Annotated in this window: 18 protein-coding genes; 2 read left to right on the forward strand and 16 right to left on the reverse strand. The window is 33.5% G+C overall.

Features of this window, described 5'->3' with window-relative positions:
• Positions 1-86: 86 nt before the first annotated feature.
• The 6 genes from ilvC to J2Y38_RS18425 form a co-directional block, all read right to left on the reverse strand.
• Positions 87-1,556, reverse strand: coding sequence for a ketol-acid reductoisomerase (gene ilvC, locus J2Y38_RS18400; protein WP_053474516.1), 1,470 nt, complete (start codon positions 1,554-1,556; stop codon positions 87-89).
• An 87-nt stretch (positions 1,557-1,643) separates the two neighbouring features.
• Complete coding sequence (ilvN, locus tag J2Y38_RS18405) at positions 1,644-2,165, reverse strand: acetolactate synthase small subunit (RefSeq protein WP_053474515.1); 522 nt, start codon at positions 2,163-2,165, stop codon at positions 1,644-1,646.
• A gap of 90 nt (positions 2,166-2,255) precedes the next feature.
• The gene (gene ilvB, locus J2Y38_RS18410; RefSeq protein ID WP_180860067.1) at positions 2,256-3,950 is read right to left on the reverse strand and encodes a biosynthetic-type acetolactate synthase large subunit; all 1,695 of its coding nucleotides are present in this window, start codon (positions 3,948-3,950) and stop codon (positions 2,256-2,258) included.
• 120 nt (positions 3,951-4,070) lie between these two features.
• Positions 4,071-5,744: a dihydroxy-acid dehydratase gene (gene ilvD / locus J2Y38_RS18415; RefSeq protein WP_053474513.1), complete on the reverse strand. Its 1,674-nt coding sequence runs from the start codon at positions 5,742-5,744 to the stop codon at positions 4,071-4,073.
• Between the two features lie 267 nt (positions 5,745-6,011).
• A complete protein-coding gene (gene leuB / locus J2Y38_RS18420; RefSeq protein WP_053474512.1) occupies positions 6,012-7,130 on the reverse strand; it encodes a 3-isopropylmalate dehydrogenase in 1,119 nt (372 codons plus the stop codon).
• Between the two features lie 60 nt (positions 7,131-7,190).
• Positions 7,191-8,366 (reverse strand): 2-isopropylmalate synthase, encoded by a 1,176-nt coding sequence (locus J2Y38_RS18425; protein WP_073482969.1) that lies wholly within the window; start codon positions 8,364-8,366, stop codon positions 7,191-7,193.
• A gap of 155 nt (positions 8,367-8,521) precedes the next feature.
• On the opposite strand from J2Y38_RS18425, the gene J2Y38_RS18430 reads away from it, so the two are divergent.
• Positions 8,522-10,066: a hypothetical protein gene (locus J2Y38_RS18430; RefSeq protein WP_180860071.1), complete on the forward strand. Its 1,545-nt coding sequence runs from the start codon at positions 8,522-8,524 to the stop codon at positions 10,064-10,066.
• Positions 10,067-10,346: 280 nt separating this feature from the next.
• Here J2Y38_RS18430 and J2Y38_RS18435 read toward each other — a convergent pair whose 3' ends face one another.
• On the reverse strand, positions 10,347-12,002 hold the full coding sequence (locus tag J2Y38_RS18435; RefSeq protein WP_309845387.1) for a M1 family metallopeptidase: 1,656 nt from the start codon (positions 12,000-12,002) through the stop codon (positions 10,347-10,349).
• A 147-nt stretch (positions 12,003-12,149) separates the two neighbouring features.
• Complete coding sequence (locus J2Y38_RS18440) at positions 12,150-13,805, reverse strand: M1 family metallopeptidase (protein WP_309845389.1); 1,656 nt, start codon at positions 13,803-13,805, stop codon at positions 12,150-12,152.
• Between the two features lie 115 nt (positions 13,806-13,920).
• On the opposite strand from J2Y38_RS18440, the gene J2Y38_RS18445 reads away from it, so the two are divergent.
• Complete coding sequence (locus J2Y38_RS18445; RefSeq protein WP_309845391.1) at positions 13,921-14,619, forward strand: carbohydrate-binding family 9-like protein; 699 nt, start codon at positions 13,921-13,923, stop codon at positions 14,617-14,619.
• Positions 14,620-14,808: 189 nt separating this feature from the next.
• On the opposite strand, the gene hisIE is transcribed toward J2Y38_RS18445, so the two are convergent.
• The 8 genes from hisIE to hisC form a co-directional block, all read right to left on the reverse strand.
• Complete coding sequence (gene hisIE, locus J2Y38_RS18450) at positions 14,809-15,411, reverse strand: bifunctional phosphoribosyl-AMP cyclohydrolase/phosphoribosyl-ATP diphosphatase HisIE (RefSeq protein WP_291140643.1); 603 nt, start codon at positions 15,409-15,411, stop codon at positions 14,809-14,811.
• 66 nt (positions 15,412-15,477) lie between these two features.
• The gene (locus J2Y38_RS18455) at positions 15,478-16,026 is read right to left on the reverse strand and encodes an STM3941 family protein (protein WP_309845394.1); all 549 of its coding nucleotides are present in this window, start codon (positions 16,024-16,026) and stop codon (positions 15,478-15,480) included.
• Positions 16,027-16,046: 20 nt separating this feature from the next.
• Positions 16,047-16,802: an imidazole glycerol phosphate synthase subunit HisF gene (hisF, locus tag J2Y38_RS18460; RefSeq protein WP_309845397.1), complete on the reverse strand. Its 756-nt coding sequence runs from the start codon at positions 16,800-16,802 to the stop codon at positions 16,047-16,049.
• A 95-nt stretch (positions 16,803-16,897) separates the two neighbouring features.
• The gene (gene hisA, locus J2Y38_RS18465) at positions 16,898-17,623 is read right to left on the reverse strand and encodes a 1-(5-phosphoribosyl)-5-[(5-phosphoribosylamino)methylideneamino]imidazole-4-carboxamide isomerase (protein WP_309845400.1); all 726 of its coding nucleotides are present in this window, start codon (positions 17,621-17,623) and stop codon (positions 16,898-16,900) included.
• A 116-nt stretch (positions 17,624-17,739) separates the two neighbouring features.
• Entirely contained in the window at positions 17,740-18,321 is a 582-nt protein-coding gene (hisH, locus tag J2Y38_RS18470) for an imidazole glycerol phosphate synthase subunit HisH (RefSeq protein ID WP_309845403.1), read from the reverse strand.
• Positions 18,322-18,412: 91 nt separating this feature from the next.
• Positions 18,413-18,763: a nuclear transport factor 2 family protein gene (locus tag J2Y38_RS18475; RefSeq protein WP_309845406.1), complete on the reverse strand. Its 351-nt coding sequence runs from the start codon at positions 18,761-18,763 to the stop codon at positions 18,413-18,415.
• Positions 18,764-18,864: 101 nt separating this feature from the next.
• Entirely contained in the window at positions 18,865-20,001 is a 1,137-nt protein-coding gene (gene hisB / locus J2Y38_RS18480; RefSeq protein WP_309845408.1) for a bifunctional histidinol-phosphatase/imidazoleglycerol-phosphate dehydratase HisB, read from the reverse strand.
• 179 nt (positions 20,002-20,180) lie between these two features.
• Positions 20,181-21,230 (reverse strand): histidinol-phosphate transaminase, encoded by a 1,050-nt coding sequence (hisC, locus tag J2Y38_RS18485; protein ID WP_309845412.1) that lies wholly within the window; start codon positions 21,228-21,230, stop codon positions 20,181-20,183.
• Positions 21,231-21,255: the final 25 nt, after the last annotated feature.

Genomic DNA, 21,255 nt, shown 5'->3' on the forward strand with positions numbered 1-21,255 from the left:
TGCTTACTAATTCAAAATATTAATTTAAAACATTGATACAGAGCAAATTCCACTACATTCGGAATGCGTGGAAATTCCCAAATTTATTATACAATTTTTTTCATTGCCGTCATTGATTCTCTCAACCAAGCTCCTACTTCTTCGATAGGATGCTGACGAATTTCTTTATTTACAGCAATTAAAACATTATTGTCTACTCCATTTGAAGTTGAAAATGGTTTTCCAATAATATTTGTTTCTACTTTTTTCATGAATTCAGTCAACAATGGCTTACAAGCGTGATCAAATAAATAACAGCCATATTCTGCAGTATCAGAAATTACACGGTTCATTTCAAACAATTTCTTTCTTGCAATTGTGTTTGCAATTAATGGTAATTCGTGTAATGACTCATAATATGCAGATTCTTCAATGATTCCAGCCTCAGTCATAGTTTCAAAAGCTAATTCAACACCAGCTTTTACCATAGCAATCATTAAAACTCCATTATCAAAATATTCCTGTTCAGAGATTGGAGCTTCTTGCGGAGCTGTTTTTTCGAAGTTAGTTTCTCCTGTTGCAGCTCTCCATTTTAATAAATTAACATCATCATTAGCCCAGTCAATCATCATAGTTCTTGAGAATTCTCCAGAAATAATATCGTCCTGGTGTTTTTGGAATAACGGACGCATGATGTCTTTTAATTCTTCTGCTAATTCGTAAGCTTCAATTTTAGAAGGATTATTTAAACGATCCATCATATTTGTGATACCACCATGTTTCAAAGCTTCAGTGATAGTTTCCCATCCGTATTGAATTAATTTTGAAGCATATGCTTTATCGATTCCTTTTTCAACCATTTTATCAAAACATAAAATAGATCCAGTTTGAAGCAATCCGCAAAGAATTGTCTGCTCACCCATTAAATCTGATTTTACTTCAGCAACGAAAGATGATCTTAAAACTCCTGCTTTGTGTCCTCCAGTTGCTACAGCGTAAGCTTTTGCCTGATCTAAACCAAATCCGTTTGGATCATTTTCCGGGTGAACTGCAATAAGTGTTGGTACACCAAAACCTCTTTTATATTCTTCACGAACCTCAGAACCCGGACATTTAGGCGCACACATAATAACTGTGATATCTTCACGAATCTGCATTCCTTCTTCAACAATATTAAAACCGTGAGAATAAGCTAAAGTCGATCCTTGTTTCATTAATGGCATAATCGCAGTAACAACAGATGTATGTTGTTTATCCGGAGTAAGATTACAAACTAAATCAGCAGTTGGAATCAACTCTTCATAAGTACCTACTTTAAACCCATTTTCAGTTGCATTTTTATATGAAGCTCTCTTTTCAGCAATTGCATCTGCACGCAATGCGTAAGAAATATCTAAACCTGAATCTCTCATGTTTAAACCTTGATTCAAACCTTGTGCACCACATCCAACAATAACAACTTTTTTCCCTGCTAATGCTGAAATTCCGTCTGCAAATTCTGACTGCTCCATAAATTCGCAAACTCCAAGTTGCTCTAATTGTAATCTAAGTGGTAATGTGTTGAAATAATTTGCCATTTTGTTTTAAAATATTTAATGAAATGAAATTTAGTAATTAATTTATTTATAATTGGTTGTGATCGTGTAATATCACATATTAATTCTTTATTTGAAGGTTTCTAACAATGATGAAATCTCCATTTTTTCTTTTGAAACCGAAATTCTTCCCGAACGTACAAATTGCATAATTCCGTATGGTTTGAATTTTTGGTATAAATCTTCAATTTCTGAGCGTCTTCCTGATTTTGAAATCACGAAGAAATCTCTTGAAACCGTTACAATCGTCGATTGGCTGTCTTTGATGATATTTTGAATTTGTTTTTCATCAAACAACAAACTTGAAGCGATTTTAAAAAGTGCATTTTCAAGATAAATGGTTTCTTCATCTGTATGATAAAATGCTTTTATAACTTCAATTTGTTTTTCAATCTGTCCCACAATATTCTGAACCCATTTCTCTGTTGTATTAACTACAATGATAAATCTTGAAACATTCTCTATTTCTGATTCTGAAACATTTAGGCTTAATATATTAATGTGACGCTTTAAGAATATTCCAGATATTCTATTTAATAAACCCACGTTATTTTCTGAGTATACCGATATGGTAAATGTTTTATCTTCCATTTTGTTTTTAGTTTTATTTGTTTCAGGTTTCAAGTTTCAAGTTCTGCTGAGAACGTGAAATCTGAAACTTAAAACTTGAAACTTTTTTCTTTAGCTTAATCTAATTTCTGATACACATGCTCCTGTTGGAATCATAGGGAAAACGTTGTTTTCCTTTTCGACCATGACTTCTAAGAAATAAGAATCTTTTGAAGCAAGCATTTCAGCAACTGCAGCATCTAAATCTTCACGATTTGTAACTTTCTTAGATTTAATATGATACCCTTCGGCAATTGCAGTAAAATTTGGATTAATCATTTTTGTTGATGCATATCTGTTGTCAAAGAATAATTCCTGCCATTGACGCACCATTCCTAAAAATTCATTGTTTAAAATAACAATTTTTACCGGAACCTGAGTCTGGAAAATTGTTCCTAATTCCTGAATAGTCATCTGGAATCCTCCATCACCAATAATAGCTACAACTTCACGATCAGGTCTTCCCATTTTAGCTCCAATTGCAGCCGGAAGCGCAAATCCCATTGTACCTAATCCGCCTGAAGTAATATTACTTTTTGTTGAATTGAATTTAGCATAACGACACGCAAACATTTGGTGCTGACCAACATCTGAAACTATAATCGCATCACCTTTTGAGTGTTTATTGATCATTTCGATAGTTTCTCCCATCGAAAGTCCCGGAGTTTCTGGATTTAATTCGTCTTTAATAACTGTATCATATTCTATTTTAGCCAATTCTTTAAACTCATTGTGCCATAAATCGTGTGATTTTGCATCCAATAATGGTAATAAAGCAGCTAAAGATTCTTTTACATCACCTAAAACAGCAACTTCTGTTTTAACGTTTTTATCAACCTCTGCAGGATCAATTTCGAAGTGAATTACTTTTGCCTGTTTTGCGTAAGTAGCTAATTTACCTGTAACACGGTCGTCAAAACGCATTCCAAAGGCAATTAAAACATCACATTCGTTTGTTAGTAAATTTGGTGCATAATTTCCGTGCATTCCCAACATACCTACATTTAAAGGGTGATCTGTTGGCAGAGCCGAAAGTCCTAAAATAGTCCAAGCTGCCGGAATTCCTGATTTTTCAAGAACTGCTTTAAACTCGGCTTCGGCCTGACCTAAAATAATTCCCTGTCCGAAAACTATAAAAGGTTTTTTTGCACTATTGATTAAGGCTGCAGCTTCGGCAACTTTATCTAATTTTAATTTCGGAACCGGAACATAACTTCTAATTCCTGTACATTTTTCATAACTAAAATCCAGCTCATCAAACTGAGCGTTTTTAGTAATATCGATTAATACAGGTCCCGGACGTCCGGAACGAGCAATATAAAATGCTTTTGCAATGATTTCAGGAATTTGAGAAGCCTCTGTTACCTGAAAATTCCATTTTGTAACCGGAGTCGAAATTCCGATAATATCTGTTTCCTGAAAAGCATCAGATCCTAATAAATGTCTTCCAACTTGTCCGGTAATACAAACCATTGGAGTTGAATCGATTTGAGCATCAGCAATTCCGGTCACTAAATTTGTTGCTCCCGGTCCAGAAGTAGCAATTGCAACTCCTACTTTTCCTGTTGCTCTCGCATAACCCTGAGCAGCATGCGTTGCACCTTGTTCGTGACGTACTAAAACATGGTGTAACTGATCCTGAAATTTATATAATTCGTCGTAAACCGGCATGATTGCTCCTCCCGGATAACCATAAATTAAGTCTACTCCTTCAGCTAATAAACATCTAATAACGGCTTCGGCGCCTGATATCCTAATTGTTCCCATTTGGTATATTTTTTTCTCTCTTATTTCTATTTTTAAAGAAATAGAGATTTACACTTTTATAGTTTATTCAAAAATCTTTTTCATTTTATTGAAATTGATTTTTGAAGTTGTAATTGAATGCTAGTTATCGGTAACACATCCTGTTGATGCGCTTGAAACCGATCTTGCGTATTTAAGTAAAACTCCTCTGTCAACTTTTAGCGCTGGTTGAACCCAAGCTGCTTTACGAGCTGCATATTCTTCGTCAGATATCTTCAGGTCGATTGTATTTTTCACAGCATCGATAGCAATTATATCTCCATCTTTTACTAGTGCAATACCACCACCATCATATGCTTCTGGTGTAACGTGTCCTACCACGAATCCGTGTGAACCTCCGGAGAACCTACCATCTGTAATTAGTGCACAGCTGCTTCCTAATCCAGCTCCAATAATAGCTGATGTCGGTTTTAGCATTTCAGGCATTCCCGGACCACCTTTTGGTCCACAACCCCTGATGACGACTACATTACCTGGTTTAATTTTTCCGGCCTGAAGACCTGGAATTACTTCAAATTCACCTTCAAAAACTACAGCCGGCCCTTCAAAATATTCTCCTTCTTTTCCGCTGATTTTTGCTACAGCACCTTCAGAAGCAAGATTTCCGTATAAAACCTGAATATTTCCTGTTGGTTTTAATGCTTTTTGAATTTCATGAATTACTTCTTGTCCGTCTTGTAAATCCGGAGTTGAAGCTAAATTCTCAGCTACTGTTTTTCCTGTTACAGTTAAACAATCTCCGTGAATCAATCCTACTTTTAATAGATATTTCATTACTCCCGGAATACCTCCAACTTCATGAATATCTTCCATCATATATTTACCACTTGGTTTCATGTCAGCAAGAACCGGAGTTCTGTCATTAATAGCCTGAAAATCATCCAAAGTAATTGTGATACCAACAGAATGTGCCATTGCAATTAAGTGCATAACAGCATTTGTAGAACCTCCTAAAACCGCTACAATTGTAATAGCATTTTCGAAAGCTTTACGAGTCATAATATCTCTTGGCTTAATATCTTTTTCTAATAAAATTTTAATTGCAGCTCCGGCAGCAAGACATTCGTCTCTTTTTTCCTGACTTAAAGCAGGATTAGAAGAACTGTATGGCATACTCATTCCTAATGCTTCAATTGCAGAAGACATTGTGTTTGCCGTATACATTCCGCCGCAGGCACCAGCTCCTGGGCAGGCATTTTGAATAACTCCTTTAAAATCTTCCGGAGTAATTTCTCCTTTTACTTTTTTTCCTAAAGCTTCAAAAGCAGAAACGATATTTAAAGATTCTCCTTTCCATTTTCCAGAGTGAATAGATCCTCCGTAAACCATCATTGACGGACGGTTTAATCTTCCCATTGCGATTAACGCTCCGGGCATATTTTTGTCACAGCCGGGAATTGCGATGATACTATCGTACCATTGTGCTCCTGCCACTGTTTCTATAGAATCTGCAATAACGTCACGTGATACTAATGAATAACGCATTCCTTCAGTACCGTTTGAAATTCCGTCACTTACACCAATGGTATTAAAAATAAGTCCGACCAGATCTGCATCCCAAACACCTTTTTTAACATCTTTTGCTAAATCATTCAGGTGCATGTTACACGTGTTACCATCGTAACCCATGCTCACAATCCCTACTTGTGCTTTTTTTAAATCTTCTTCAGTTAAACCAATACCGTATAACATCGCTTGCGCCGCTGGCTGAGTTTGATCTTGAGTGATGGTTTTGCTGTACTTATTTAATTCCATTATTGTATTATTTATTTTAATTTTTATTCAAAAAAAAACCTTCCAGTATTTGGAAGGTTTGTAATATAGTTTTTCAATTATATTTATACCATTCCCGATGCAGATGTGCGAAACACATTGACAACAACGACAGAAGTAATAATAATTGAGATTTGCATCTTTATTTTTTTAGTGTTACAAAAGTACGGAAACTTTAAGAACTAAAAAAATAAAATCTCAACATTTTCAATACTTCTTGTTATTTAATTCATAATTTTAATAAAAACTTTAAACTATTGTCGACTGTCCGATATGAACATTGTCATTTCTGAAATATAACAGGTCATCTTTGCTGAAAATGACATTTGAAACAAACTCCCCTACTTCATTTGTACCGAATTTTGAATCTGGTTTTAAATCAACTGTAACTACTTTATATTCAATTGCTTTTTCAATAGCTTTATAAATCACATTTGCTTCAGTAAACAATCCGAAATGTTCTAACAACATTGCTGCGGATAAAATGGAAGCAATTGGATTAGCAATATTTTTTCCTTTTGCCTGAGGATAAGATCCGTGGATTGGTTCGAAAAGCGCATTTTTTTCTCCTAAAGATGCTGAAGCCAATAAACCAATTGAACCTGTAATTACGCTTGCTTCATCTGATAAAATATCTCCAAATAAATTTTCTGTCAAAATCACATCAAATTGTTTCGGATTTAAGATAATCTGCATAGCTGCGTTATCAACAAATAAAAAGTCTAAAAGAACATCAGGATAACTTTCGCCCACTTTTTGAACTACTTTTCTCCATAATCTTGAAGTTTCCAAAACGTTAGCTTTGTCAACCATAGTTAACTTTTTGCGTCGGTTTTGTGCCGATTTAAAAGCTAAATGTGCGATTCTTGTAATTTCTTCTTCTGAATATTCACATAAATCAGAAGCGTGTGTTCCTTCTTCATTTAATGTTTTAGCTCCAAAATAAGCACCGCCAGTTAATTCTCTGAAAATAGTAAAGTCTGCACCTTCAATAATTTCTCTTTTTAAAGGAGATGCGTCAACCAATGCTTTATAAGGTTTTATTGGGCGAATATTAGCAAACAAACCTAATTCTTTACGAAGTTTCAACAATCCCTGCTCCGGACGAACTTTTGCATTTGGATTGTTATCGTATTTAGGATCTCCAATGGCACCAAATAAAACAGCATCTGTATTTAAACAAAGATTTAAAGTTTGTTCCGGCAGCGGGTTTCCAGTTTTGTCAATGGCGATAGCACCCATGAGTGCTTCTTCAAAAACAAATTCATGATTGTACACTTCGCCAATAGCATATAATGCTTTTTTGGCCTGTGCAATAACCTCTGGTCCAATTCCGTCTCCTGGTAAAACTGCTATTTTCAAATTCATAACGTCTCGTTCTTTATGATTTAAATCTTTGTTATTTCTCTTTTTTCTATTCTCTTTTAACTAGCTTCTGATTAAATCACCTTCAATTTTAGAAGCTTCGATAATTTGATGAATATCTGCATCTACAACTTCTTTTTTAATATCTGCAAATTTCAGAAACTCAATATATACAATGTCTAATTGTACTTTAGTCAACTCGTAACCTACTTTTTTAGCACGGTAAGCTAAAGCTGCTCTTCCGCTTCTTGCAGTCAAAATAATTGAAGATTCGTTTACACCAACATCAAGCGGATCCATGATTTCATAAGTCGCTCGGTTTTTGATAACACCATCCTGATGAATTCCAGAACTATGCGCAAAAGCATTTGCTCCTACAATCGCTTTATTTGGCTGTACAATCATTCCCATACTTTCAGAAACCAAACGGCTCATTTCGTTTAATTCTCTTGTATTAATGTTTGTATCTAAATTTAAGTAAGGATGTTGTTTGAAAATCATTACCACTTCTTCAAGTGCTGTATTTCCAGCTCTTTCTCCAATACCATTAATAGTACACTCGATTTGTCTTGCACCATTTATAGCACCTGCAATTGAGTTTGCAGTTGCCATTCCTAAATCATTATGACAGTGACATGAAAGGATTACGTTTTCGATTCCTTTTACGTTTTCTTTTAAATATTTAATTTTTGCCCCGTATTCTTCAGGAAGACAATATCCTGTTGTATCAGGAATATTTAATACCGTTGCACCAGATTTAATTACTTCTTCGCAAACTTTTGCAAGGAAAGCATTGTCTGTTCTACCAGCATCTTCTGCATAGAATTCAACATCTTCTACATATGTTTTTGCGTGAGCTACTGCAAATTTTGCTCTTGCAATAATATCTTCCGGGGTAGTTTGTAATTTATGGAGTATATGAGATTCTGAAGTTCCGATTCCGGTATGGATTCTAGGTCTTTTAGCGTGCTTTAAAGCAGCTGCAGCAACATCAATGTCGTTTTTTACGGCTCTTGTTAATCCGCAGACGGTTGCATTTTCTACAATTTTACAAATCTCAGAGACCGATAAAAAATCGCCCGGACTTGACACAGGAAAACCGGCTTCGATAATATCAACTCCCATTTTGTCTAGTCGTTCTGCGATAACTAATTTTTGCTTAGTATCTAACTTACATCCTGGAACTTGCTCACCGTCGCGTAATGTGGTGTCAAAAATTTGAACTTTCTCTCTATTCATATTCATTTATTTAATGTAATTTCACATCTTGATAACAAATATATATTGTACTTCTTCAGTACGAAATTCATTTTAATGAAATTATACTGTTCATAACACAATTTATAACGAGTTAAATATTTAATAATCAATAAGTTATATTATTATTTTTTACAATGGCTAACCATCAAAAAGATTTCTTATTTGTTCTGATAAAATCACTTTCCAAATCTGAAAAAAGGCAGTTTAAAATTTTTGCAAGCCGATTAGAAACAAGTTCGAATACTAAATTCATTGAATTATTCAATATTTTAGATAAGTCTGAAACCTATGATGAAAAGCTGATTTTGAAGAGCGGAATCATCAAGAAAGTACAGTTATCTAACTTAAAATCATACTTATACAAGCAAATTTTAGTAAGTATCCGTTTGAATATTCCGAGCCAGAACATTCGTTATCAATTGCGTGAACAAATTGATTTTGCTGTGATTCTATATAATAAAGGTTTGTATAAACAGAGTTTAAAAATTCTGGACAAAACAAAACAACAGGCTTTAGAAAATGACGAAAAATATATGGCGTATGAAATCGTTGAGTTCGAAAAACTGATAGAATCGCAATATATTACCCGAAGTATTCAGGGCCGCGCCGACGAACTTGTTATTCAGGCCAAGGAATTGAATTACCGAAATACAATTTCGAGTAAATTATCGAACTTATCGCTTCAATTATACGGAATCATGCTGAAAACGGGTTACGTAAAAAGCGATGAAGAGTATAAATATATTGACGATTATTTCAATAAACATATTGCGAAGCTAGACGAAACTAAATTTGGTTTCCGTGAAAAGTATTGGTTTTACAACGCTAATTTATGGCGCAGTTTCCTGGTTCAGGATTTTTTAGCGAGTTATAAATTTGCTTATAAATGGGTTCAGCTTTTTTATGATAATCCGAATATGATTTATCTGAATCCGGTATTTTTCTTAAAAGGAAATCATTATTTTCTGGAATCGCTTTACATGTTGAAATATACGTCGAATTTCAAAAGATATCTTTCGCTTTTAGAAGAAACAATTGAAGATCCAAAATTTCCCGTAAACGATAACATTGCATCACTATCATTTCTATACGTTTACAACAATAAGTTGAATTTACACATTCTGGAAGGTACTTTTGCCGAAAGCGAATATTTGATTCCGGAGATTTTAGAAAAAATAAAACTGCACAGCGAACATCTTGATGAACATCACGAAATGTTGTTTTTCTATAAAATTGCTTCGATTTATTTTGGAAATGAGAAGTACAATGAATGTATTCTTTATTTAGATAAAATCATCAACAACAAGAACTTAACCATGCGTGAAGATTTAATGTGCTTCGCGAGACTTTTGTCTTTAATTGCACATTATGAATTAGGGAAAGATTATTATTTAGAAAATCACCTGAAAAGCACGTATAAGTTCTTATTGAAAATGAATGACTTACATGAAGTTCAAAAGGAAATCATCAAGTTTTTAAGAAACCTGAACAACTTTTACCCTGCTGACATTAAAAAGGAATTCAAAAAAATGCACGCCCGTTTTGTAGAGCTTGAAAAGAATACTTACGAAAAAAGAGCATTTTTATACCTTGATATTATTTCATGGCTTGAAAGTAAAATTGAGAATAGAAAAATTGCGGATATTATTAAGGAAAAGGCGAAATTGAATAGCCGATGATTTAAATTTCAAATTTGAATAAAAAAGGGTGAAAGATTAAATCTTTCAGGCTTTTTTGTCATTTCGACCTAAGGGAGAAATCGCACTAGTATTTCCGCAGAGAATCGCCAATCTTTGTAGAGTTTCAAGTGCGATTTCTCCCTTCGGTCGAAATGACAAAGGTTTGCGCAAACAACAAACCCGACAGGTTTTTAAAACCTGTCGGGTTTACTAAACGCAAAAAATCCCAAACTCCAACAATTGGAGTTTGGGATTTTAAAAATTGAAATTTATCGAATTTTTATTCGATTATATTAGAAGTAGTAACATAAAAATCTTTATCAACTTCTACTTTTCTATCTTCATTAGTTGTTTTTTCAGACTGCCATTCTGTTGTTGGTTTCAACCAAGTTTCAACACCGTTTAATTTTACTCTTACCGGCATATCAAATTTAGCAACACAATTTGTCCAATGATATCCGAAAGTTCCGTTTTTAAACATATATTCAAAAACCGGAATCTGCGTTGTAGTCAAATATTGCGCGTAAACTCTGTTGAAGTTAATTCCAGATTGTTCGTTGATATAATCCTGAATCTGTTTCCCAGTAACCGTTTGGTGATAGAACGTTTTATTCATACCTCTCAAAATCGATTTCCATTTTGCATCATCATTAATTACCTGACGAATCATATGGAGCATTGAAGCACCTTTTGGATACATATCTCCAGAACCTTCATTGTTTACATCATAATGTCCGATAATTGGCGTATCGTTTTTAATGTTTTTTCTGCATCCAATTATGTATTCAGCTGCAGCGTCTTTTCCGTAATAATATTCAATGAAAAGGCTTTCAGAGTAATTTGTAAAACTCTCATGTACCCACATATCAGCGATATCTTTATAGGTAATATTGTTAGCAAACCATTCGTGGCCAGATTCGTGAATAATGATAAAATCAAATTTTAATCCCCAGCCAGTTCCGCTTAAATCACGTCCTAAATAACCGTTTTTATATTGGTTTCCGTACGTTACAGAACTTTGGTGCTCCATTCCTAAATACGGAACTTCAACTAATTTATAACTGTCTTCATACCAAGGATAAGGTCCAAACCAGTTTTCGAAAGCTTTTAGCATTTTTGGAGCATCTTTAAACTGCTCTTTTGCCAAAGTTAGATTATCTCTTAAAACATAATAATTACAATCTAAATCGCCTTTTTCTCCTTTGTAAACCTCAGAGAAATTAACGTAATCACCAATATTAATGTTTACTCCGTAATTATTAATTGGGTTCGAAACGTACCAATTAAATGTTTTTGTTCCGTCTTTTTCTTTTTTAACGCTTTGTAATCTTCCGTTAGAAACATCCGTTAAATCTCCCGGAACATTCACGCTGATTAACATATTTTCTACTTCATCATACATATGGTCTTTATTTGGCCACCAAACGCTGGCACCTAAACCTTGGCAAGATGTAGCAATAAAATCTTTTCCGTTTTTATCTTTTTTCCAAGAGAATCCACCATCCCACGGTGCTCTCACCGCTTCTTTTGGTTTTCCTTCAAAATAAACTACAATTTCTTTTGTATCGCCAACTTTCTGCTTTTCAGTTAAAGTGATGAAAAATGCGTTTCCGTCTCTTTCAAATTTTAATTCTTTCTTATCCTGCGTTACTTTCGTAATTTTCATAGGTTCCTGCAAATCAATCTGCATTCTGTTATTCTCTGTTAAAACAGTATAACGAACTGTGTTAGAACCCGAAATAGCTTTTTCTTTAGGATTAACTTTTACATCAAGATGATAGTATTTTAAATCCCACCAGGCTCTTTCTTTTGTAATGCTTCCGCGTAAAGTATCCTGATGTGTAAAAACTGTTTCTCCTTTATTAAGAAGTCCTTGAGCATTGGCAGTAAAACCAATTAAAAAAGCAGTAAAAATGCTTCCGAAGTAATTTTTCATTAGTAAAATGGTATTATTTTGAAATCAATCTGCAACAAATGTAAACATTCGGATTAAGATTTCTAAAATTTTATGATTTCTTCCTCAAAAAACAAACCCAATAAATAAGAATTTTATTGGGTTTCAATTTTTAATTATTTCCGAAGTTTAATTCGTGATATTAAACTCTGTCACGTAAAAGTTTTTGTCAACAACCAAAGTTGATTTGTCATCCTTTACATTTTCTGCTTTCCAGTCTGTTGTTGGTTTTAACCATGTTTCAACACCGTTTAAAGTAACTTTTAAAGGAAGATCAAAATTCTCTACACAATTGATCCAGTGATAAACCAATTTTTGATTTTTAATATAGTATTCAAAAGTTGGAACCTGAGCCGTTCTTAAATATTGATCAAAAACCGAACTAAAATTGATTCCGGATTCTTTACTTATATAGTCTTCAATTTGCTTTGTAGTAACTGTTTGATGGTAAAAAGTTTTATTCATTCCTCTCAAAATCGATTTGAATTTTGCATCATCGTTTATAACCTGACGAATCGTATGAATTATATTCGCACCTTTTGGATACATATCCCCAGATCCTTCAACGTTTACATCATAATAACCAATAATTGGTTTTTTATTGGTAATCACTTTTCTAATCCCTTTTATATATTCGTTTGCGGCGTCTTTTCCGTAATAATACTCAATAAAAAGTGATTCAGAATAAGTTGTAAAACTCTCATGAATCCACATATCTGCAATGTCTTTATAGGTAATGTTGTTTGCAAACCACTCATGTCCAGACTCATGAATAATAATATAATCAAATTTTAATCCCCAGCCTGTTCCGCTCATATCGTTTCCTTTATAACCATTTTGATAGTCATTTCCGTAAGTCACAGAACTTTGGTGCTCCATTCCTAAATACGGAACTTCGACTAATTTATAGCTGTCTTCGTAAAATGGATAAGGTCCAAACCAGCTTTCAAAAGCTTTTAGCATTTTTGGTGCATCCTGAAAATGTTTTTTAGCAATTTCAAGATTATCTCTCAAAACATAGTAATTACAATCTAAATCGCCTTTTTCTCCTTTAAATTTCTCAGAAAAATTAACATAATCTCCAATATTGATATTTATACCATAATTATTAATTGGGTTCGAAACATACCAATTAAAGGTTTTAGTTCCGTCTTTTTGTTTTTTTATGCTTTGTAATCTTCCGTTTGAAACATCTGTCAAGTGTCCCGGAACATTCACGCTAATCAACATATTTTCAACTTCATCATACATATGATCTTTACAGGGCCACCAAACGCTCGCGCCTAAACCCTGACAAGACGAAGCGATGAAATCTTTTCCGGTTTTATCTTTCTGCCATGTAATTCCTCCGTCCCACGGCGGTCTAACAGCTTCTTTAGGCACTCCGCCAAAAGAAACTATTATTTCTTTAGTTTCGCCAACTTTTTGATTTTCAGTTAAAGTGATGAAGAATGCATTACCGTCTCTTTCAAATTTTAATTCTTTTCCGTTTTGCGTTACTTTCGTAATCTTCATTGGTTCCTGCAAATCGATCTGCATTCTGTTATTTTCTGTTAAAACAGTATAACGTACCGTATTTGAACCTGTTATTGTTTTATCTGCAGGATTTACTTTTATATCCAGATGATAATATTTCAAATCCCACCAGGCTCTTTCTTTTGTAATGCTTCCGCGTAAAGTATCCTGATGTGTGAAAACGGTTTCAGACTTATTCATAAGTCCTTGAGCATTGGCAGAAAAACCAATTAGAAAAGCTGCTATAACACTTCCAACGTATTTTTTCATTATAAATTAAGTTTTTGAATTAGTTATAATATTAGTATATTATTTTAATTTATGTTACAGATTTGTATTCATAAACAGTATTGTTTTTTTATTTTAGCTAAAATTTACCAGTTTTATGAAATTTAGCTCGTTTTTATTCCTTTTGACATTCCTGTATTCAATACATACTTATTCACAGACATTTCCCGTTCATAAAACAAGCGATAAAATAACGGTTGACGGAGATTTAACCGATTGGAAAACATCATTTTTAGGTCCGTTTGTAATTCATAATTCCGGTGAAAAAGCTACTCAAAACACAATGGTTTCACTTTCGTGGAATGACGAAAACCTTTATATCGCCTATCATTCTATAGATTCGAAAATAGTTGGAAAGTCTCAGAAAAAAGATTCTAAAATCTATGAAGCTGATGATTTAGTAGAAGTTTTTATTGATCCGGATGGCGATGGAAAAAACTATCTTGAAATTGGTGTAAATGCTTTTTCTTCCAATTACGATATGCTTATAAAGTGTATTTCTCCTGAATGCGGAGGCTGGAAAACGGCAATGAAATTTGATATTGAAGGATTGGAAGCTGTCAGCAAAATAACTCCCGAAGGTTTTGATACCGAAATTAAAATCCCTTTTTCAAGTTTGGAAAAAATTGAAAACGGGAATTTCTCTAAACCAAAAAATGGTACAAAATGGAAAGCCAATACTTTTAGAATTGATTATGGTAATACAACCGAATATCTTGCTTTACAGGATTATAAAAGTTTAAAGTTTGGGTTTCATCATCCTGAAGAATTTGCGTTTTTTGAGTTTATGGAGTAAGTATTGCGAAATGGCACGCGGATGATACGGATTCGCTATACGAAAGCGCGGATTTATACGGATTTTATTCCTTTTTTGTAATCGCATTTTTTGTCAGACTGAGCGAAGTCGAAGTCCCGTTTGCTGAATCACTTTGCGGGACTTCGACTTCGCTCAGTCTGACATTCTTCCATTAAAATAATATTAATATTATTTCTGACGTTTCTTCAAAACATCAACAACATCATTCAGTTGAAAACCTTTTGCCTGCAATAAAATCAAATAATGAAAAAGTAAATCAGCGCTTTCGCTAAGGAATAAATCGTCGTTATCATCTTTTGCTTCGATGACAACTTCTACCGCTTCTTCGCCTACTTTTTGAGCAATTTTATTGATTCCTTTTTCGAATAAAGAAGCTACATAACTTTTCTCAGAATCTGCATTTTCTCTACGGGTTTTGATTGTATTCTCTAATTGAGAAATAAAACCGTAATTTTCTTTGTTTTCTTCCTGCCAGCAAGTATCTGCACCCGTGTGACATGTTGGCCCCACAGGTTTTGCCTGAATCAAAAGCGTATCGCCATCGCAGTCGTTTTTAATACTTACCAAGTTTAAAAAGTTTCCACTCTCCTCGCCTTTTGTCCAAAGTCTTTGTTTAGATCGGCTGAAAAAAGTTACTTTTTGTGTTTCTATTGTTTTTTGAAGCGATTCTTCGTTCATATAACCCAGCATTAAAACATTTTTTGTTTCTGAATCCTGAATTATCGCCGGAATTAATCCATGTGAGCTTTTTATATCTATGTTCATTTTTATTTTAGATTTTAGATTTTAGATTTTTGAGTTTAGATTTTAGATTCTTGACTCTTATATTAATTTTTTCTAGTTTTTACCTGCTTGAGTTTCTTCAAATTTTTGTATTAATATATCTTTCAAATCATTAAAAGATATTTTGAGTCCATTAACTGAAATACTAGCAGGAGAGCCTGATTGTTTTAAATTCATTTTCATCATATTCCTTTTCATCACATTAGTTTCTTTACTTATATAATCTTCAGGATTTTTAAGATAAATTTTAATGAATTTTTGATTTACAACTGTAATTTCTTTAATTGCATCAATGTCTTCCCATAAAATTCTCCCAAGCGATACTGCTGATGAATTATCTATAATTCCAATAGCATCAATAACAACCACTGGTTTTTTATCAAATAACTTTTTTGTAGTGAAATAGATCCCAAACAATCCAATGAATAGACCTAAAATTGAAGCAGCATTTTTTATTATAAAATTATTAACGATTACATTACGAACAGTAGGCTGATATACTAATATCCAAATGCTGACAATTAAAAATAAGATTGAAAAAAACAATAGTTTTATCAATTTACCCGTACTTCCAAAAATTTCTATACTTTCTTTATCTTCCATAAATATTATTATCTGACTTCCTAAAGTCTAACTTCAATACCATTATTCCTAAGCTCTTGTTTTAAAGATTTTATCTCAATTTCTTTAAAGTGAAAAACACTCGCTGCCAAAGCTGCATCTGCTTTTCCTTCTTTAAATGAATCTACGAAATGCTGTATGTTTCCGGCTCCGCCCGAAGCAATTATCGGAATATTAATTAAGGTTGATAATTTAGCCAAAGCTTCGTTTGCAAAACCATTTTTGGTTCCGTCGTTATCCATTGATGTGAATAATATTTCGCCGGCACCGCGTTCTGCAACTTCTACAGCCCAATCGAATAAATTTAGTTCTGTTGGTACTTTTCCACCGACTAAATGCACAATCCATTGTCCGTCAATTTGTTTGGCATCAATTGCCACTACAACACATTGACTTCCAAATTTCTGAGCCAAATCATTAATTAATTGCGGATTTTTTACTGCCGATGAATTAATCGAAACTTTATCGGCTCCGTTATTCAGTAGAATTTCTACATCTTCAACAGATGAAATTCCGCCCCCAACTGTAAACGGAATATTGATTTTTTCCGCCACACTTCGCACCATATTAACCAGCGTTTTACGTCGTTCTTCTGTTGCCGAAATATCCAGAAAAACCAATTCATCTGCACCTTCTGCTGAGTAAATTTCTGCTAATTCTACAGGATCTCCTGCATCACGCAAGTCAACAAAGTTAACGCCTTTTACGGTTCTTCCGTTTTTTATATCTAAGCAGGGTATGATTCTTTTTGCTAACATTTTTTTGTTGTTTCACAGAGATTCACAAAGATTCGCAGAGCTACGCAAAATTTTGTGAATCTTTGCGTTTTGCTTTGTGCATCTTTGCGGAATATCTACTTATTTAAAATATAATTCTCAAGTTGCTTTAATGTAATTCTTCCTTCGTAAATCGCTTTTCCAATAATAGTTCCTTCGCAGCCTAATTCTGCAAGTTTTGGCAATTCATCAAAAGTTGAAATTCCGCCCGAAGCAATTAGTTTTACTCCGTTTGCTTCTTCTAAAATTTTACCGTAAAGATCAAAACTCGGACCTTCAAGCATTCCGTCTTTGGCAATATCTGTACAAATAACATACTGAATTCCTTTAGTTTGATAATCCTGAATAAACGGAATCAAATCTTCATTTGATTCTTCTAACCAGCCTGAAACAGCAATTTTCTCCTCTTTTGCGTCAGCACCTAAAATAATTTTATCTGAACCATATTCTGAAATCCATTTTTCAAAAATAGCTCTGTTTTTTACCGCAATACTTCCGCCAGTAATTTGATTTGCACCGCTTTCAAAAGCAATTCTCAAATCATCATCCGATTTTAATCCACCGCCAAAATCAATTTTTAAAGTTGTTTGTGAAGCAATTTGTTCCAAAATCTTATAATTGACAATTTTGCTGGATTTTGCACCGTCTAAATCTACTAAATGCAGATGTTCAATTCCGTGTGCTTCAAATGATTTCGCTACTTCAAGCGGATTTTCATTATAAATTATTTTGGTATCATAATCACCTTTGGACAAACGAACACATTTTCCGTCAATGATATCTATGGCTGGTATTATTCTCATTTTTGATATTTTAGATTTAAGAGTTTAGATTTTAGATTATTTTCTAAACTGACATTTTGATTGAAATTGATTTTTGATATTGGAATTTGGGATTTAAGAAATTGGAATTTTAAAATTTACATTTTTAAAAAGTTTTCCAAAATCTTCTCCCCAACTGCACCGCTTTTTTCTGGGTGAAACTGAGTTCCGTAAAAATTATCTTTTTGCAAAGCCGATGCGTATTCTAAATCGTAATTCGTTGTTGCAATGGCTTCTATGCAGTTTGGTGCATAAAAACTATGAACCAAATACATAAATTCATTTTCAGGAATGGCTGTGAACAAATCTGATTTTAAGTTATAAATCTGATTCCAGCCCATTTGCGGCACTTTTACCTGATTAGAAAACTTTACAACATCAACATCAAAAATGCCTAAACCTTTTGTATTTCCTTCTTCAGATGAATTGCACATCAACTGCATTCCAAGACAAATTCCTAAAACCGGCTGTTTCAAAGTCGGAATCAAACTGTCTAAACCGCTTTCACGAAGTTTTGCCATTGCCGAACTTGCTTCACCAACACCAGGAAAAATCACTTTATCTGCCGCCTGAATTTCTTCTGAATTATTACTTAAAACAGCTTTAAAACCCAATCTTTCAATAGCAAACATAATGCTTTGAATATTTCCTGCTCCGTAATTTATAATTACTATTTTCATTATTTTTTTGTTTGTTTTGTTTCAGGTTTCATGTTTCAAGTTCTCTACTTAACGTGAAACCTGAAACTTTAAACTTGAAACAATTTTTATCCTACAGATCCGTATAATGAGCTATCATTTTGTTTACCAATCCGTTTTCATTAAAAAACATAACTTCAATTGCCATTTTGTTCATTACTGATTTGTAATAAAGTGCAACAGAATCAACTCCTGAAGTTACTTCAATCAATTCAAAATGCAAATCTGGAATTTTATGTAAAGCTTTCTCCCAATATGCTCTGACTTGCTCTTTTCCTTGCAGTGAACCACTTTCGATTCCGGCTGCCAGTTTTATCATTGGCGTCGTAATTTCAATATCTTCAGAATAATGCTTCATGATATCTTCTAAATCATGAGAATTCCAGGATTCTATCCAGGTTTTTGCAAATTTATCAGCGTTCATAGTTTTTGTTTTTTGTTTGTTTTGTTTCAAGTTTAAAGTTTCAGGTTTCACGTTCTGTTAAGTAACTTGAAACCTGAAACTTTAAACTTGAACAAAATTCATTACAACATACCCTTCGTCGAAGGTAAAATCATTTTTTCGGTATCTCTTTTTACGGCTACTTTTATGGCTTTTGCGAAAGCTTTAAAAATAGCTTCAATTTTATGATGTTCGTTGATTCCTTCAGCTTTAATATTTAAATTGGCTTTTGCGCCGTCAGAGAATGATTTAAAGAAATGATAGAACATTTCTGTTGGCATTTTCCCAACCATTTCGCGCTTAAATTCAGTTTCCCAAACTAACCAGTTTCTCCCGCCAAAATCAATCGCAGCCTGCGCTAAACAATCGTCCATTGGAAGACAGAATCCGTAACGCTCGATTCCTAGTTTATTTCCTAAAGCTTTCGCAAAAACTTCACCTAATGCAATTGCCGTGTCTTCGATTGTATGGTGTTCATCAACTTCTAGATCACCTTTTACCAAAATTTCCAAGTCCATTTGACCATGACGAGAAATTTGATCTAACATATGATCGAAAAAAGCAATTCCGGTTTCGATTTTACTTTTTCCAGTTCCGTCAAGGTTTAAGTTGATATAAATATCTGTTTCGTTTGTTTTACGGGTTATCGATGCTGAACGTGCTTCTAGTTTCAAAAACTCATAAATTCTTTTCCAATCTGTTGTTTGCAGAATAATTGTATCGTTTAATTCCTCACGTTTTGATGAAATTTCATTACTTCCAATTCCATCTGTCATATTCATGAAAATGGCTTTTGCGCCAAGATTTTTAGCCAATTCAACATCGGTTAAACGATCTCCTAAAACAAAAGAATTTTCTAAATCATATTCTGAATTATTTAAATATTTAGTCAATAATCCGGTTCTTGGTTTACGTGTTGGCGCATTTTCTTCTGGGAAAGTTCTGTCAACAAAAATTTCATCAAATACTACACCTTCATTTTCAAAAGCTTTTAAAATGAAATTCTGCGTTGGCCAAAACGTATTTTCAGGAAAACTATCTGTTCCTAAGCCATCCTGATTGGTTACCATTGCCAGTTCGTAATCTAATTCATTGGCAATTTTAGCCAGATATTGAAAGGCTTTTGGGTAAAACTCCAGTTTATCTAAACTGTCTAATTGGTAATTTTCAGGTTCTAAAACAATCGTTCCGTCACGATCGATAAAAAGTACTTTTTTCATGGTTTATATTTTTTCTGCCACAGATTACACAGATTAAAAATGATTTTTTTTTGTTTGCCACGAATTGCACTAATTTTCACTAATTCAATTCGTGTTAATTCGTGCAATTCGTGGCGAAAATCTAAAACAAACAAAATAAAAATAATCCGTTTAATCTGTGTAATCTGTGGCCTATATCTTTACTTCAATAACTTTAATTCTTTAATTACAACAGCATTTTCTTCTTTTGTCCCAATTGTAAAACGAAGACAATTTTCACATAAAGGCTGTGTTGTTCTGTTACGAATTACGATTCCTTTTTCAATTAATTGATTGTATCTTTTGTTCGCGTCATCCACTTTTGCTAGAATAAAATTAGCTTCTGTTGGATACACTTTTTCTACAAAATTAACTTCAAGTAAAACTTTAAGTAATTCTTCTCTTTGCTCAATAATTGAAGCTATTTCTTGTTTTATTTTTTCAGAATCCTTTAAACGTTCTTTTGCTCTTTGCTGTGTCAATTCGTTTACGTTATACGGCGGCTTTATTTTATTCAAAACCGAAATAACAGCTTCTGAGGCATAACAAATCCCTAAACGAATTCCAGCCAAACCGTACGCTTTTGAAAGTGTTTGTGTGATCACCAAATTTGGATATTCGTCAATTTCTGTAAGCCAGCTTTCTTTCTCCGAAAAGTCAATATATGCTTCATCAATAACCACTAATCCTTTAAAATTTTGAAGCAGTTTTACGACGCTTTCATCAGAAAAAGAATTTCCGGTTGGGTTATTTGGAGAACATAAAAAGATGATTTTTGTATTTTCATCAACGGCTTCGAGAATCTTTTCAACTTGTGGCTGAAAATCATTTGTCAGCAGAATTTCTCTGTTTTCGATTGCATTTATGTTCGCCAAAACGCTATACATTCCGTATGTTGGCGGAAGCGTGATAATATTATCGGTTTTTGGCTCACAGAAAGCTCTGAAAATCAAATCCAAAACTTCATCGCTTCCGTTTCCTAATAAAATCTGACTTTGATTTGTATTGTTATTTTTAGCTAAAATTGCTTTAACCGAATTCTGCTGCGGATCCGGATAGCGGTTTACGCCATTTTGAAACGGATTTTCATTGGCATCCAAAAAAATCATTTCGGCGGTATCAAAATCTTCAAACTCATCTCTTGCAGACGAATAGGGTTTTAAAGATTTTACGTTTTCACGTGTAATTGTATTTATATCGAAAGTGCTCATTTTGTTTTCTTTATTTTTTTTAAGA

Source organism: Flavobacterium sp. 2755 (assembly GCF_031455715.1).
Classification (GTDB): Bacteria; Bacteroidota; Bacteroidia; order Flavobacteriales; family Flavobacteriaceae; genus Flavobacterium.